Annotated in this window: 14 protein-coding genes; all 14 read left to right on the top strand. The window is 36.5% G+C overall.

What is annotated here, in order from left to right; translation table 11 throughout:
- The first annotated feature begins 104 nt into the window (after positions 1-104).
- The 14 genes from IGI87_RS05730 to IGI87_RS05795 all read left to right on the top strand — a co-directional run bounded on the left by IGI87_RS05730 (position 105) and on the right by IGI87_RS05795 (position 16,000).
- Positions 105-941 carry an ABC transporter permease gene (locus tag IGI87_RS05730; RefSeq protein WP_113793857.1) on the top strand — a complete coding sequence of 279 codons (837 nt, stop codon included), beginning with the start codon at positions 105-107 and terminating at the stop codon, positions 939-941.
- Positions 934-1,713: an ABC transporter permease gene (locus tag IGI87_RS05735; protein ID WP_002357916.1), complete on the top strand. Its 780-nt coding sequence runs from the start codon at positions 934-936 to the stop codon at positions 1,711-1,713. Before IGI87_RS05730 ends, IGI87_RS05735 begins: the two co-directional genes overlap by 8 nt.
- Positions 1,714-1,751: 38 nt before the next feature.
- Complete coding sequence (locus tag IGI87_RS05740; RefSeq protein WP_010820769.1) at positions 1,752-2,792, top strand: ABC transporter ATP-binding protein; 1,041 nt, start codon at positions 1,752-1,754, stop codon at positions 2,790-2,792.
- Positions 2,793-2,818: 26 nt separating this feature from the next.
- Positions 2,819-3,883: an ABC transporter substrate-binding protein gene (locus IGI87_RS05745; RefSeq protein ID WP_438736440.1), complete on the top strand. Its 1,065-nt coding sequence runs from the start codon at positions 2,819-2,821 to the stop codon at positions 3,881-3,883.
- Entirely contained in the window at positions 3,859-5,643 is a 1,785-nt protein-coding gene (locus tag IGI87_RS05750) for an adenine deaminase (protein WP_438736441.1), read from the top strand. Before IGI87_RS05745 ends, IGI87_RS05750 begins: the two co-directional genes overlap by 25 nt.
- A complete protein-coding gene (locus IGI87_RS05755; protein ID WP_113793860.1) occupies positions 5,627-6,955 on the top strand; it encodes an amidohydrolase in 1,329 nt (442 codons plus the stop codon). The genes IGI87_RS05750 and IGI87_RS05755 overlap by 17 nt, the downstream gene beginning before the upstream one ends.
- Before the next feature lie 184 nt (positions 6,956-7,139).
- Positions 7,140-8,030: a helix-turn-helix domain-containing protein gene (locus tag IGI87_RS05760; protein ID WP_002382193.1), complete on the top strand. Its 891-nt coding sequence runs from the start codon at positions 7,140-7,142 to the stop codon at positions 8,028-8,030.
- Positions 8,031-8,249: 219 nt separating this feature from the next.
- Entirely contained in the window at positions 8,250-9,185 is a 936-nt protein-coding gene (locus tag IGI87_RS05765; protein WP_438736442.1) for an FAD:protein FMN transferase, read from the top strand.
- Between the two features lie 26 nt (positions 9,186-9,211).
- Entirely contained in the window at positions 9,212-9,820 is a 609-nt protein-coding gene (locus tag IGI87_RS05770; RefSeq protein WP_104853797.1) for an NADPH-dependent FMN reductase, read from the top strand.
- An 18-nt stretch (positions 9,821-9,838) separates the two neighbouring features.
- On the top strand, positions 9,839-11,095 hold the full coding sequence (locus IGI87_RS05775) for an NADPH-dependent oxidoreductase (RefSeq protein ID WP_104853798.1): 1,257 nt from the start codon (positions 9,839-9,841) through the stop codon (positions 11,093-11,095).
- Between the two features lie 411 nt (positions 11,096-11,506).
- Complete coding sequence (locus IGI87_RS05780; RefSeq protein ID WP_438736443.1) at positions 11,507-12,997, top strand: helix-turn-helix domain-containing protein; 1,491 nt, start codon at positions 11,507-11,509, stop codon at positions 12,995-12,997.
- The gene (locus tag IGI87_RS05785) at positions 12,948-13,622 is read left to right on the top strand and encodes a hypothetical protein (protein ID WP_438737401.1); all 675 of its coding nucleotides are present in this window, start codon (positions 12,948-12,950) and stop codon (positions 13,620-13,622) included. Before IGI87_RS05780 ends, IGI87_RS05785 begins: the two co-directional genes overlap by 50 nt.
- Before the next feature lie 284 nt (positions 13,623-13,906).
- Positions 13,907-14,797, top strand: a complete 891-nt coding sequence (locus IGI87_RS05790) for a metallophosphoesterase (protein ID WP_280210267.1) — start codon at positions 13,907-13,909, stop codon at positions 14,795-14,797.
- A gap of 291 nt (positions 14,798-15,088) precedes the next feature.
- On the top strand, positions 15,089-16,000 hold the full coding sequence (locus IGI87_RS05795; protein ID WP_002382199.1) for an ABC transporter permease: 912 nt from the start codon (positions 15,089-15,091) through the stop codon (positions 15,998-16,000).
- The last annotated feature ends 2 nt before the right edge of the window (positions 16,001-16,002 follow it).

Genomic DNA, 16,002 nt, shown 5'->3' on the forward strand with positions numbered 1-16,002 from the left:
CGAACGTTCGGGTTTAAAAACGAACAAAAAGATGAAAATGTGTTGAAATATACGTTTTCCTTGCGTATACTGATGAAGTGAAAAAACGAACGAGGAGTGTACGAATGAACAAAAATGTTCCTTATTTAATTGTGGCACCAGGGCTAGTACTATTATTATTTTTCTTAATGATTCCATTAATTACTAGCATTTTGCCAACCATTTTTACTGATCATGGCTTGACGCTAAATCAGTATGTTACTTTTTTTAAAGATGACTATAATGTTTCAATTTTCTGGCGAACGATAAGAGTTTCGTTAATTGTGACAGGTATTTCAATTGTGTTGGGCATTCCAACGGCGTACTTTATTGCTGGAGTTTCCAAAAAATGGCGTGGCTTTTTAATGGCTATGACCTTGTTTCCACTATTGACTAACTCAGTTATTCGAAGTTTTGCTTGGATTAACATTTTAGGAAAAAATGGTGTAGTGAATACGTTGTTATTAAAAACAGGCTTAATTGAGCAACCGCTGAATTTATTGTATACAGAATTTGCAATTATTATCGGTTCAGTGTATTTATTTTTACCAACAATGATTATGACCTTAGTTGGGGTTATGGAAAACATTGAAGGAGAAATGCTAGAAGCGGCTGAGACGCTAGGCGCCAATCCAATGACGGCTTTTCGGAAAATTGTTTTACCTTTATCAATTCCAGGCACCATCGTAGGAAGTATATTAGTGTTTACAGGAACCTTAACGGCTTATACGACGCCACAGCTGTTAGGTGGTAACCAAAAAATGATGATGTCGACCTTCTTATATCAAAAGGCTAATACTTTAGGTGATTGGCAATCGGCGAGTGTTCTTGCATTTATTATGATTTTAACAACATTAATTGTGATGAAAGGCCTAGACATGGTCGCTAAGAAAGTAGATCGGAGAGAAGCAAATCATGCGTAAGCAAAAAGGACTATCTGTTATTGCAATTCTAGTTTTTCTGTTTTTATTTTTACCATTATGTTTGATTGTGGTGACTTCTTTTGGAACAGCCGCAGCGATTCAATTTCCGATTAAAGGATTTACTTTAGATTGGTATGCCAAAGCCTTACAATCAGAAACGTTTATGGACAGTTTTAAGTTAAGCTTGTTGATTGGGGTATTAGCGACTGTTTTAGCATTAATAGTAGGGATTCCGGCTTCCTATGCGCTGGCACGTTATTCCGTTCGTGGGCGCAACTTTATTAAAAGCTTTTTCTTATCCCCAACTGTGATTCCAGGAATTGTGGTCGGGTATACGTTATTTCAATATATTGTTATTAAATTAGGTTTGCCTGTTTTTCAAGGATTATTAATGGGGCATTTTTTAATTAGTTTGCCTTATATTATTCGAGTGGTTGGGTCAAGTATGGAACAACTGGATTATTCAATGGAAGAAGTGGCTTGGACATTAGGTTGTACAAGATTACGAGCCTTTATTCAAATTGTTTTACCCAATGTGTCTTCAGGAATTTTTGCAGCCTTTATGTTAGCATTTGTCAATTCGTTTAACAATGTTCCTGTATCGATGTTTTTATCAGGTCCCGGTGTGACGATGCTGCCTACTTCTTTATTAAGTTATATGGAATACAATTATGATCCAACTGTTTCAGCAATTTCTGTATTGTTGATGCTACTAACAATGGGCTTAATGTTTTTAATTGAAAAAACGTTGGGACTAGCTTCCATTGCCTAAAACATGGAAGAAGCACGAGATAGAAAGAGGAGAAAATTTTGACTTTTGTGGATTTAAAAGATATTCGCGTCAGCTATGACGGAAAACAAGATATTTTAAAAGATTTAAATATTTCAATGGAAAAAGGAGAGTTAGTTTCTTTATTAGGACCGAGTGGTTGTGGTAAAACGACCACGCTAAGAGTGATTGCTGGATTAATTAAGCCAAACGACGGACAGTTTTTCGTTGACCAAGAAGAACTAACAAAGGTTCCTGTCCATAAAAGAAACTTCGGAATGGTTTTTCAAAGCTATGCGCTATTCCCTCATTTAACGATTGCAGAAAATGTCGCTTTTGGGTTGAAATTACGCAAAGAAAGCAAACAAACCATGGACCAAAAAGTCACGGAAATGCTAAAAGTATGTGGTTTAGAAAGCTTGGGTGACCGTTATCCAAAACAATTATCTGGTGGCCAAAGACAGCGGGTTGCGCTAGCACGTGCTCTGATTATTGAACCTAAACTATTATTATTAGATGAACCGTTAAGTAATTTAGATGCAAAATTACGAGTGGCAATGCGGATTGAAATCAAACGGATTCAACAACAATTAGGCATTACGACAGTTTTTGTCACACATGACCAAGAAGAATGTTTTTCTATTTCAGATAAAGTGGCCATTATGAATAATGGCGTGATTGAACAATATGATTCACCAGAAACGATCTATCGTTTGCCTCGTACTAAGTTTGTCGCTGAATTTATCGGTTTTGAAAACTTTTTCTCTGTCGAAAAAATGGAAGCTGGTCATTATCGGACACAAACAAATCAAATAGTGAAAACGACTAATCCTGAACCAAATGTTACAACGACGGTGGCAACGATTCGTCCAGAGGACATTGAGATTGTTTCAGAACCTGCTACTAATACTGTCGCAGGGACTGTCGCTGTCCGAACATTTTTAGGGAAAAGCTATCAATATGAAGTGGAAACAGCGTTAGGTACATTGCTGGTTAACGGAACAAGTGAACAGTTATATGAAACAAACGAAACCATTCACTTGGCTTTTCCAGCTGAGAAATTAGTTATTTTAGAAAAATAAAAACCATTTTGGAGGAAGATTTAAAAATGAAAAAACGCGTAATTTTAGGGACATTAGTCGCTGCAACGTTATTAATGACTGCTTGTGGAAACAGCGAAGCAACTACGAAAAGCGAGAGCAAAGGTGGAAGTAATGCTTTAGTCATTTCAACTTTCGGATTAAGTGAAGATATTGTCAAAAAAGACATTATCGCTCCATTTGAAAAAGAGAATGAAGCGAAAGTTACCTTAGAAGTAGGCAATAGCGCAGACCGCTTTACGAAATTAAAAAATAATCCCAATGCGGGAATTGATGTCATTGAATTAGCACAAGCAAATGCAGCACAAGGTGGAAAAGAAGGGTTATTTGAAAAAATTACAGAAAAAGAAGTACCTAATTTAAGTCAGTTAACGCCGGGAGCAAAAGAGGTTTTTGAAAGTGGTGCTGGCGTACCAATCGCTGTAAACAGTATCGGGATTGTTTACAACAAAGAAAAATTAGGCAAAGAAATTAAGAACTGGGATGACTTATGGTCAGCTGATTTGAAAGGTAAAATTTCTGTTCCAGACGTTTCCACGACGGCAGGTCCTTTAATGTTATACGTTGCTAGTGAACATGCTGGTCAAGATATTACAAAAGATAACGGGAAGGCCGCTTTTGAAGCGATGAAAGAATTAAAACCAAACGTTGTTAAAACGTATTCAAAATCGTCAGATTTAGCTAATATGTTCCAATCTGGTGAAATTGAAGCAGCTGTGGTTGCTGATTTTGCGGTTGATATTATTCAAGGCGCAGCAGAAAACGTGACGTATGTCGTTCCAGAAAGCGGCACGTATGCCAACTATAATACAGTCAATATTCCTAAAAAAGCACAAAACAAAGAAACCGCCTTTAAATTTGTTAACGCACGGATTAGTGAAGAATCACAAAAGGCCAAAGCGATTTCATTAAATGAAGGACCTACAAATCAACAAGTAACGCTAAGCGAAAAAGAAGCGAAAAATAAAACATACGGTGCCATTGCCGAACGTGCCAAAACAGTCGATTTTAATTTTATTAATAGTCAACTAGCGGATTGGATTGATCAATGGAATCGGACGATGAATCAATAGTTTTAGAAAAGAGGGACAAAATGAACGTCGATGTATTACTAAAAAATGTATGGCTGTATCAAACAGTCACTCAAACATTCGTTCAACGAAATGTTGCGATTAAAAATGATAAATTTTATTACATTTATGAAGAAGAGAACGTCAATTTGCAGCCCCAAAAAACAATTAATGCCGAGAATCAATGGATGATTCCCGGCTTAATTGATGCACACATGCATATTGAAAGTTCCATGACGACACCTACTATTTTTTCCAAAGCAGTAGTACGTTACGGTGTGACAACGGTGATTGCCGATGCCCATGAAATGGCTAACGTATTTGGCTTAGAAGGCTTAAAAGCTTTTATGGCCGCTGAAACAGAACTGGATATCTTTCACGCAATTCCTTCCTCGGTTCCTTCAACAACCCCAGAATTAGAAACAACTGGTGGGATGATCGGCTTAGCAGAAGTAGCAGAATTACTCAAAGAGCCAAAAGTGATTTGTTTAGGGGAAGCCATGAATTTTAAAGGGATTTCCTATGAGCCAGATTCTTTAATTCGTCAAATTATCGATTTGTGCCAAAAACAACGACCAACCATGCCTTTAGAAGGCCACTGTCCTAAAATCGAAGATCAAGAGTTAGCAGATTTTCTATATAGCGGTATCACTTCAGATCATACCCATCAATTTCCTAAAATGTTAAAAGAAAAAATTGAAGCGGGCGTCTTTATTCAATTTCAAAATAAATCAATCACTCCTGAAAATATTCAGGTAATAGTAGACAACGACTTCTACAATTATGCAAGTATTATCACGGATGATGTGATGGCCGATGATTTGCTAAAAGGTCATCTAAATGAAAATGTCAAAAAAGCCGTTCAAGCAGGGTTGCCTATCGAAAAAGCCATTTATATGACAACTTATACGCCGGCCAAACGAATGGGTCTCCATGATCGTGGTGAAATTGCACCTGGTAAAAAAGCTGACTTTTTGTTATTAAATGACTTAGAAAATTTTGATATTGATACAGTTTATAAATCTGGGAAGGTCGTTTTTGAAAAAGGCGAGCCCTTTCATTATCCAGAAAAAATTGAAGAGTTTCCAGCCGCATACCAACAAACTATCCAATGTAAAAAGTTAACAAAAGAAGATTTACTTTTAAAAGTGGCTACAACAAAGGATACAGTTCGTTGTAATGTGATTCAAAAACAAGAAATTGGCACATTTACAGAGCGAATTACAAAAGAAATTCCTGTTGAAAATGGATTGTTGCAATGGCAAAAAGCCAACTGTGCCTTATTAATTGTGATGGAACGTTACGGAAAAAACGGCAATATTTCTTTTTCTTTAATGGATCAAACCCTTTCCGAGAAAGGAGCCATTGCGACAACCTGGGCCCATGATCATCATAATTTAATGGTAATGGGCAATACGATTGAGGATATTTTGTTAGCGCAAAATGAATTATTAGCGATGCAAGGCGGCTATTTGGTTGCTTCGGATCAGCAAGTGATGGCAACTTGTCCTTTACCAATTGGTGGGATTTTATCGCAAGCACCGATTGAACAATTAGGCGCTGCTTTGCAAAAAGTCCGACACGCTATGCAAACGTTGGGCTATCAAAATATGAATGAAATCATGTCCTTTTCCACACTATCGTTGCCTGTCTCGCCAGCCATTAAAGTGACAGATTTTGGGATGATGGATACGAAGTCACAACGTTTCTATCCATTAGTTTTTCCAGAGGATGGAGTCTTTTTGCATGAAAACACTCATTAAAAATGTGCATATACTAACAATGGATGAGCAATTTTCAGAAATCAAAGCCGGCTATTTAGTGATTGAAGAAGACACAATTGTGGAATTAGCACCAATGACCACACTTGATGAAAAACAAATTGCTGCAAATCAAGTAACCGATGGTCAAAATGGAATTTTAATGCCTGGGATGATTAACACGCATACCCATGTAGGCATGATTCCGTTTCGTTCGTTAGGAGACGATGTGCCAGATCGACTCCGGCGTTTTCTTTTTCCATTAGAACAATTCATGACAAAAGAATTAGTAGGATGCAGTAGTGATTATGCAATTGCTGAAATGTTACTGAGTGGTATTACGAGCTTTTGTGATATGTATTATTTTGAAGATGAAATTGCTAAAAGTTGTGAAAAAATGAGTGTTCGTGCTTTGCTCGGAGAGACGATCATTGATATGCCCACTTGTGATAGTCCGGAACCTTCAGGCGGTCTTTTTTACGCGGAAACCTTTATTCGTAACTGGCAAGGACATCCGCTGATTACGCCTATGCTTGCGCCGCATGCACCGAATACCAACTCACCAGAAGTGTTAGCAAAAATTATTGAACTTAGTCGGCGATACCAAGTTCCTGTGACCATGCACGTTGCTGAAATGACTTATGAAATGGCTGAGTTTGAAAAAGCCTATCAAAAAACACCAATTGCTTTCTTAGAAGAACTGGGTTATTTGAGCGAGCCGTTTATTTTAGCGCATTGTATTTTGGCAACAGATGAAGATCTTGCGAGTTTAGCTGCTACTAATGGAAAAGCGCGTGTCGCTCATTGTATCGGTGCGAATACTAAATCAGCCAAAGGCGTAGCGCCGATTAAGCAAATGCTTGATCAAGGGATTATTGTCGGTTTAGGCACGGATGGACCTAGTAGTGGGAATACTCTAGATTTATTCACTCAAATGCGCATGGTAGCGAATTTTCATAAGACAGCACACCAAGATCGCTCCTTGTTTCCTGCGAAAGAAATTGTTTATCTGGCAACGATGGGGGGCGCTAAAACGTTAGGCTTGGCGGAGCAAGTCGGTTCATTGGAAGTGGGCAAAAAAGCGGATATAACATTAATTGAAACACAATCAGTTAATATGTTTCCGATTTTTGATGCCTATTCAGCGTTGGTTTATTCAGCAAATGCTAGCAATGTTGAAGCCGTTTGGGTGAACGGTCAACAGTTAGTTGCCAATAAAGAATTACAACAAGCTAATCTCAAAGAAATCAAGGAAAAATTATATCAGGCCATGAATACGTTTGTGAAAGAAGCTAAAAAAAGAGCTGCTCTCTAAACAGAGCAAGTAGGACGTATCGGAGTGATTAAATAACGCTGGATTTACCTTTAGTGATTCAGGTTCTAATAGAGCGCAGACAAACTTTTAATGAAAGAGTTGTCTGTGTTCTTTTTTGTTATAAACATTTTTCTTTTTCTATATATATTTTTAAGGTAAGTTGTATTATAGTAAGTTTGAGAAGATGAGAATGAGAGGAAAAGCAATGAATATACAACGGTTTATAGAAAAACGCAAAGCACGTGGTTTGTCGCAAAGTGAATTGGCTAAAGGGATTTGTACGCAAGTTACGGTTAGTCGCTTTGAAAAGAATGGTCAAGTCCCAACTTTAAAAATATTGATCCAACTATGTAATCGTTTAGAGCTACCTTTGGGGGAACTCTTCCCGCGCGTAGGGATTAAACAACCTGAAATTCTTGAAAAAATGGAAGAAGCAGAATTCTTCTTGATTACCAGCGAACATGACCAATTGCAAACAATTTTAAAAAATATTCCTTTTGATGAAATCAAAGATTCCCAACTGTTATTAGAATATTATTATTTACAAGGCTTTGTCATGATTTTTCAAAATGCTTCGTTGATGGATTGCTTATTTACCTTTGAAAAACTTCTGTTTGAAGAGCAAAAATACACGAGCGATATTTACCGTTTGTTAGCTTTTACTGGAATTGGCATGGCCTATGCCAAAGAAGGCGAAATTGAGAAAGCAGAATTTTATTTCAATAAGGTCTTCAAGGAAATTTATCTTTATACTATTCAATCAATGGAAGATACTTGGCGAGTATTAAATGTTGTCTTTCACTGTGGTGTTTTTTATGCAGAAAAAGGCGATTTAGAAACAAGTGATGCTTTGTTAGAGTATGCGATTTCCATCTGTTCTGATAATCACGTCACGTATTACTTGGCAAGAGCAGCTTTCCAGCTTGCGAAAAATGCCTTAGCTGAAGAAAAGCCGCAAGAGCAAATTTTAGAACTACTACAAGATGCCCGCGCGTATGCAAAAATCAATAAAAATCGCATCTTGTTGGAAGCAATTCAAACATTGAAAGAAACAATTTTATCTAAGAATAATTAGGTTATATAGAAAATTATATATTTATTTTCAAAATATAATAAAAAAAGCGTTTTTTAAAAGAGTTCAAGACACGTTACGGCCTTAAATGAAAATTTTAAGGTCGTTATTTTATATAAAAAAATATATAATCGACTTGACTGGTATCAAATAAAGGCGTATGATTCATTTGTGAATAAATGTGAAATAAAACACAATCTTTCGTGGAGAGGAAGTCTTGAGGTGCAACAAAGTCAAACTATTTATTTGATGGGCACAGTAATAGATGTATTTGTAGACCATGAAGAACCTGAAAAAATTCTAGAAGAAGTGCATCAACGATTGATCACTTATGAACAACGCTTTAGTGCAAATGATTCAACTTCGGAACTGATGGCTGTCAATCAACAAGCTGGGCAAAAACCAGTCAGCGTTCATCCAGAGTTGTATCAATTAATTGCATTAGGGAAAAAACATAGTTGTGATCCAACCAGTCATTTGAATGTGACCATTGGCCCGTTAGTTCAAACGTGGCGAATCGGTTTTAAAGATGCCCGTGTCCCGTCAGATGAGGAAATTAAAGCCTGTTTGAAAATAATTAATCCAGAAAAGATTCACTTAAATCCCTTAAAACAAACGGTTTTTTTGGAAGAAGAAGGAATGAAATTAGATTTGGGGGCTTTAGCAAAAGGCTATATCGCTGATTTACTGATTGCCTATTTGAAAGAAGTCCATGTGACGTCTGCTTTGATTAACCTGGGCGGCAATATTGTGACGTTGGGGCCCTCTACGCATCAAAACAAAAAATGGCGAATTGGTATTCGCAATCCGCAAGAATCCAGAGAAACAATCAGCTTACTTGTCGAAGTGGCTAATCAATCGGTTGTGACGTCAGGTATTTATGAAAGAAGTTTAATCGAAGCTGGGCGAGTCTATCACCATTTGTTGGATCCGACAACCGGTTACCCATTGGAAACTGAAATGGCCAGCATCACAATTATCTCGGATGCTTCAGTGGATGGTGAGATTTGGACGACGCGTTTATTTGGTTATCCAATTCCAGAAGCGCTTGAAATCCTCAATCAACTAGCTGGGATTGAAGGAATCATCATTACACAAGATCAGCAAATTTTATATACCAGTGGGTTAGCAGATACTCTTCACATTATCCATTCATAGAACCGAAAAAGAAAGGACAGCTCATTATGAAAAAAATTATCGGCTTAGTAGGAACGAACTCAGAGCAATCAACCAATCGTCAACTTTTGCAATTTATGCAACACTATTTTGCGCAGGAGGCTGACATTGAACTAGTTGAAATTATTGACTTTCCTATGTTTAACAAGCCAGAAGACAAAGTTTTGCCAGAAATAGTAAAAACGGTTGCTGAAAAAATTGAAGCAGCAGATGGTGTCATTATTAGTACACCTGAATATGACCATGCGGTGCCGGCTTCTTTGATGAACGCCCTAAGTTGGTTATCTTACGGGATTTTTCCGTTTGTTGATAAACCAGTTATGATTACTGGTGCATCCTATGGCACGTTAGGTTCGTCTAGAGCACAAGCGCATCTGCGCCAAATTTTAGATGCTCCTGAATTGAAAGCACGAATTATGCCAAGCTCTGAGTTTCTATTAGCGCATTCCTTACAAGCTTTTGATGAAAGCAATGCGTTAAAAGATTCAGAACAAATTGATAAACTAGCTGGCTTGTTTGCAGATTTTTGTGTATTTATTGAAATTACAGAACAGTTGAAACATGCGCATGCGCAAAACAAAAAAGAAGCAGAAAATTTCTCATGGGAAACGATTTAACGAAATGGAGTGAATAAAATGAAATTAATTGGGATCGTCGGATCAAACGCTGATTCTTCTTATAATCGGTTACTATTGCAATATATTGGCAAAGAGTTTTATAAAATGTTCGACTTGGAAATTTTAGAAATTAAAGATATTCCAATGTTTAATCAAAGTAAGGATCAAACGAACAGTGTCTTAATTCAGAATATGAATCGCAAAATTTTACAAGCAGACGGCGTAATTATTGCGACGCCCGAACATAACCATACCATTCCTGCCGGTTTGAAAAGTGTGTTAGAATGGTTATCTTTCAAAATTCATCCGCTGGAAAACAAACCAGTAATGATTGTTGGTTGCTCTTATTATGATCAAGGAACCTCGCGTGCGCAATTACATCTCCGTCAAATTCTTGATGCACCTGGTGTCAATGCGATCGTCATGCCTGGAAACGAGTTTTTATTAGGAAAAGCTAAAGAAGCATTTGATGAAAACGGCAACTTAATTGCGGAGGGAACACGTCAATTTTTAGAAAGCACATTACAAAAATTCGTGGAATTCATTGATGTGATTTCAAAATTAGAAGGGGCTAAGCCAAAAGACTTACCTGAAGATTTACATGCAAAAGGAACCATTGAAACAACGATCGAAGGGGTTGATATGGCAGCAGATGATTGGGTAGAACAAGCAGCAGAAGCGGTTCAGGCTGTTGAAGGCGACACATACGTAAAATTAGATCGAGGCATTTTAACCGTAGATCAGCTAAATTATTTCTTAAAATCAATGCCAATGGAATTGACTTACGCAGACAGTAACAATCAATTTTTATATTACAATAAAAAAATGGCTGCTGAAGAAATGTTTGCTAAACGGCAACCAGGACAGGTTGGTAATCCATTAGCGAATTGTCATCCACCAAAAGCATTGAAAAATGTAGAATGGGTGATTCAACAATTACGGTCAGGAAAAACAGATGCTATTCGCGTTCATGTTCCAATGCACGGACCAGATACCTATGTAGTGCATAATTATCAAGCGATGTATGATGATAATGGAAATTACGCGGGAATTAATGAGTATATTTTAGACTTTAAACCAATTGTTGATTGGTATTTAAAACAAACTGGGCAAGAATTAGTCGGTGGAAAAAACGTCGATGCAGTCAGTGGTGCTTCCAAAAAAGAAGCGCCAGAAACGGCAGATAGTGTATCAAGTGCGTCAGTCCATGAAGAAGAGTCAGCGACCGAAAAGCCAGCAGTTGACAGCGTTTCTAGCGCTTCGATTAAAGAGTAAAATAACAGCAAAAAATAGTGGCAACAAGTAGTCATACTGTATTCAGATTAGCAATGCCAAATGAGGACTTTTATTGACAGAAGCTGATACTTAAAAGAGCAAGAACTTTATAGGAAGATGGTATAGAAGACGAACCAAAAGTTTCAATCATTTTTGACGAATAGGCTAGAAAAGAAACAGAAAATTAGTCAAACAAATCAGCTTTTCTTTAAATCTAAAGTAAAAAAATAACAAAAAAAGCCTCCTTGGTGACGCAAGGTGGCTTTTTTTGGTTAAAATAATACTTTTCTATGAAGATTCCTAAATATTGAAAGAATCATTTTTAAATTTGTGGAAAAAATAAGCAAGATTGACACTCACGTCTTGTTAAAAAAATAGATACTTAAGGCGTGATAGTTTGGAGTTGAAAATGTGACTACTTTGTTAGATGAATTATTAGACCAAGAATTCCGAGATAAATTACTTATTTATCAAACTTTTATGAATAGTGAAGGTCCATTATTAAAAGAAGAATTTTATGGATATTTTGATTTATCCACTCAAAAGTTAGAATCGTTGTGCCGTCAAATAAATTATGAATGTACACAAATTTCTTCAAGGAGTCAAATTCTTTTTCCAGCTAAAGGACTGATTAGTGCGCAAAAATTATCGCAAATTGATTATCAAGCGTTAAGAAAATATTATTTTGATCAATCACTAATGGCCAAGTTGCTTCTTGATGTGGGTCTCTATCAAAAGCACACGATTCAAGAATTTTCGCAAATTCATTTTATGAGCAAAAGTAAAATATATGCTTTCTCGTATAAACTAAATCTGATTTTAGCTAATTGGCGTATTAAATTAAAGTCAACCGGCTTGGTTGGAGAAGAGAAAAATATCCGAAGTTTTTGTTTTCAATGCTTGTATTATTTTTATGGCAGTAATCAAGAAAGGCTGCCTAACATTTTGCTGGAAAATAGTCATGGCATTAAACGATTTATAAACGATCTACAACTGATGTATCAAAGAACGTTTAGTCTTAATCAAAGCGCACAACTATATATTCTTTTAACGATCCAACGTTTTCGTGTCTTTTCTGATCATGTAGTGGACTCTTTTACGGAAGTTCATGTGCCTAGCTGTTTACAGCATGCGTTTGAAAAAATTTATACAAGTGAAACACCTCTTTTTAAAGAGGATTTTGGCAAAGAAACTTCATATATTTTTCTTTTTTTAAGTTTAAATGAATACATTGATAGTCCGATTGTTTTTCCAGATAAGTTAACCATGTTAGACGAATTTATTAATCATATGAATAGTGTTATTCCTTTCTTTGAAAAGCGAATTACGGTGGAAACAAAAGAAAAATTAAAGTTGATTTGTTATCGCTGGGACCGTCTATACTTTTCGGTGGCTGCATTTATTCCCGCCAAGCAGAGCAGTTTCTTTGAAGAGCGGTTTCCTCAAATTCATCGCGCCTTAGATGGTTTTATACAAAAGACAGAGTCGCTGTATCAAAAACGATTTTTAATGTATGAGCGCGTGCATCTATACTATGATTTTATGTTTTGTTTGTTAAATGATCGTTCTTTTTGCGCAATTGAAAAAACGATTCATGTATTTGTTGATTTTTCTGGTGGGGAGGATTATAACCGCTTTATTGCAAAAATTATTGCTTCTTTCAACTATATGGATGTTCTGATTGATCACAAATTAACCTTAGAAACCGATTTGTATTTGTCCGATTTTTATAGTTCGAAAGTACGGTGTCGTCAATTGACATGGCGTCATTTGCCGGAAACAAAAGATTGGCAAGTATTTGCTGAGGTGGTCAGAGAACTAAGAAAGGGAGAGACTCAGAAAAATGAGTACTATGGCAGAGATGCAATCGAGATGTGGCGAGAACAAGAATATGAAGGATAGTCAAGTGAGACAAGCAGTTAACTATAAAGACTTAACTGGTCAAAAGTTTGGTGAGTTGACAGTAGTAGCACCAACAGCAAAAAGAAAAGAAGGGCTAATTGTTTGGGCCTGTCGCTGTTCTTGCGGGAGCTATGCAGAAGCTTCAAGAAGACAACTAATTCGTGGGTATCGAACCAAATGTGCGCACCATCGCTATCAAACAATGTTGAAAAAAAACTATCATGAATTAGTCGTGGTACGGATTGAAAGTATTCAACAGACAATGAAAGCGTATTGTCTGTGTACGTGCGGACAAGCTTGCTGGGTTCGCTGTGAAAATTTGTTGAATGGTCATACCAAAAGTTGCGGGCATCGTAAAAAGAAGGATTACCGACAAAGAGTTGCTGGTGTAATTCCAGGAAAGTTACAAAGTAAACGCCCTAAAAATAATAGCAGCGGATACAAAGGAGTGAGCCAGACCGCTTCTGGGAAATGGCTGGCTTATATCTCCTTGAAGGGCAAGCGCCATAACTTAGGTATATTTACAGAAAAAAGTGAAGCAATTTTAGCAAGGAAATTAGCAGAACGTCGTCTATTTCAACCAATTTTACAACAAGAAATAGTGACTACAAATAAAGAAGTTTAGCAGCAGAGAGGATGCGAAAGATGTTAGCAGGTTTATTTTCAGTAACTGGAATGATTTTATTGGGGATTTTATTTTGCTTAATTGGTTATCAAACGTTTCGAAAACATCATCATTAAGAGAAGAATGTTCCCACCGTTTATCAGCTTTTGAGCCTGGAACAAAAATCCAAAGTGATTTTTGTCCCAGGCTCTAGCTTTTTTTATAAAAAAGCTAAGAAAAGGATAAGAGATTGTGGAAATTCTTTAGGTTGTTTAACAAAGCCTTAATTTCCTTTGTTTTAGATTGTGGTTAAGAAGATTTTTCTCTATACTAAGTCTTCGGAAATCAAAGAAAAGAAAGGAGCGAGTGATGTGGTTAAAAAAATTGGTTTAAGTATAATGCTCTTATTTTTTTTCTTAATTATCGCACTCCCAATCTATGCGTGGAAGATTGAGCCGAATTTAGTTCACGTTAATCAGGTGACTTTGGGAAAGAAAAATCAACGAGAACCATTGAATGTTATTCAACTTTCGGATATACAAGTTTCAGAATTTTATGAGACGAAGCGGTTAGATAAAGTCATAAAAAAAGTCAATCGTGAAAAACCAGATATTATCGTTTTTACAGGTGATTTATTTGACAACTATGCCAAAAATCCGCAACAAAAAGAACCGATGATTGAAAAATTAAAACAGTTGCAAGCGACAATTGGAAAATATGCAGTTTGGGGAAATCATGATTATGGTGGCGGTGCTTCTGCGGTGTATGATGAAGTCATGGAGGCCAGTGGCTTTACCGTTATGAAAAACCAAGGAGAAACAATAACCTTAACAGATGGACGCCGTCTTTTTATTGGTGGTTTAGATGACTCGTTATTAGGAAATCCTTCCGTTTCAGAAACATTATCCTATCGAGAAACGTATGACTATGCGTTATTAATGACCCATGAACCAGATGTCGCGGATGCATTTGTTGGCACGGGTACACAGTTAGTTTTAGCAGGACATAGCCATGGCGGACAAATTTGGATTCCTTTTTATCCAATCACAAATGTTTTAGCAGAAAAGTATACCAGAGGATTGTATCAGTTGGACCAAGAAACGCAACTATATGTTAATACAGGCTTAGGAACGACCGCCATTCATGCCCGTTTTGGGGTGATCCCTGAAATTACACATTTTACTATCTATCTTTAAAAAGTCTGGTCAATCCGACCAGACTTTTTTCTGTTATTTAACAGAATTATTTTTAAGAAAAAGATGTTCATATTTTGGTGAAACGTTTCTATAAAATGCTTTAAAAGATCTAGAAAAGAGTATTTTTGTGGAAAAAGAAGCAGGGGAAATAATTTCTTTATAAATGGTCTATAGCGTTTTTTAATGCTGTTATTTTTAAATAAAACCATAATGTAAGGGTTTACAACTATTTAGACTGAAGGTATAATCTGTTTGTAGAAACGTTTCACTAAAAAGAAAGGAACCCTGCTTATGAAAAAACTAAAAAAGTTTTATGATCAGCGGCAATTGCATTGGATGGTACTTCCGGGTGTAGCATTCATGATTGTCTTTAACTACATTCCAATTTATGGAATTATCATTGCTTTTAAAAATTATACGATTGTTGACACGGTTTCTTCTGCACCATGGGTTGGACTTGAAAATTTTCGAATCATTATGGAAGATAGTTTTTTTTGGGAAGCAGTTCGTAATACCTTAGCGATTAGTTTAATGAAACTTTTTTTAGGATTCGCTATTCCGATTATCTTAGCAGTAATGATTTTTGAAATGAGAGATGGACATTTAAAAAAAGTGATTCAGACGATTTCTTATATTCCCCACTTTTTTTCTTGGATCGTTTTAGGCGGGATGTTGATTTCGTGGCTTTCAACAAATGGCTTTATCAACCAAGTCATGATGTCGTTGGGCTTAATGAATCAGGGTGTCAATCATTTGTTAGATCCTGATAAGTATTGGTGGATTGCTGTTCTTTCTGATTTGTGGAAAGAAGTAGGTTGGGGCACGATTCTCTACCTTGCTGGCATGTCTCGCATTGATCCAACGTTTTATGAAGCGGCGAGAATTGATGGTGCTTCAAAATTAACACAAATCCGAACGATTACTTTGCCCTTATTAGCGCCGATTATTTCGTTGAACTTAATTCTAAATGTTAGCGGTTTATTGGGATCGAACTTAGATCAAACGTTGGTTTTAATGAATGCTCAAAACCAAAACAAATCAGAAGTAATTAATTCATTTGTTTATCGTATGGGGCTAACGCAAGGGGACTTTTCTTATGCGACGGCAGTTGGTTTAGGGATTTCTGTTATTTCAATTGTTTTATTAGTCATTACAGATCGCATTACTAGAAAAATGAACAATGGTCGGTCGGTTATTTTATAAAG

It is taken from the genome of Enterococcus sp. DIV1444a (assembly GCF_051712125.1).
Taxonomy (GTDB): domain Bacteria; phylum Bacillota; class Bacilli; order Lactobacillales; family Enterococcaceae; genus Enterococcus; species Enterococcus faecalis.